This window comes from Blautia sp. An46 (assembly GCF_002161645.1).
In the GTDB taxonomy this organism is placed as follows: Bacteria; Bacillota; Clostridia; order Lachnospirales; family Lachnospiraceae; genus Blautia; species Blautia ornithocaccae.
On sequence record NZ_NFIF01000064.1, the window covers coordinates 1 to 590 of the forward strand.

Genomic DNA, 590 nt, shown 5'->3' on the forward strand with positions numbered 1-590 from the left:
CTTTGTACTTTCCGTACTGTTCCAGATATTTTTCATCAATACCTGCTTTCTCTGCAATCTTTGTGATTGGCTCCATGACACATTCCTGTGCGATTTCGATGTCTGATTTGAATCCCATAGTTCAACATCCTCCTTAAAAAATAATGATTTCTCTCGCCCCTTTTTCAACTCTTTTACGGTTGAAAAAAGGGCAACATTTGTTACTCGCAAATGCTGCCCAGACGGTCGGCTTTCATTATAATTCTGATTCCCCTGTGGTACTCCACATTTATCCGTCAGTAATCAGAATCTTGTTTTTTGGTAAGCTCTATTTCTTACCCTGGCTTTAATTTATCACAATCACTGGCAGTTGTCAACGAATATTTTGAAGTTTGTGATTTTTTTACCAATATTTTTTGTATTCTTTACACAATTTAACGAAGACTATTTTTCTCCATTTTAGATATACTTAACAATTTTAGTTGGTTTTACTTGTTAATAAATGCTTCAACCTCTGCTCTCTCAGGCATTACCCGCAGGGCACCTTTTTTGGTGGTCACGATAGAAGAAGCTCCATTGGCAAACCGGAGCATTTCCTGAAGATTTTCCTC

1 protein-coding gene, 1 pseudogene and 1 riboswitch are annotated in these 590 nt (G+C 37.3%); the gene and the pseudogene both read right to left on the minus strand.

The window, feature by feature from the left end:
- The coding region (locus B5G00_RS18820) for a formate--tetrahydrofolate ligase (RefSeq protein ID WP_140403191.1) at positions 1–118 on the minus strand (118 nt) is incomplete at its 3' end.
- 90 nt (positions 119–208) lie between these two features.
- Positions 209–293, minus strand: a riboswitch (ZMP/ZTP riboswitch).
- A gap of 174 nt (positions 294–467) precedes the next feature.
- Positions 468–590: pseudogene (locus B5G00_RS19900) on the minus strand (carbohydrate kinase); the annotation flags it as partial.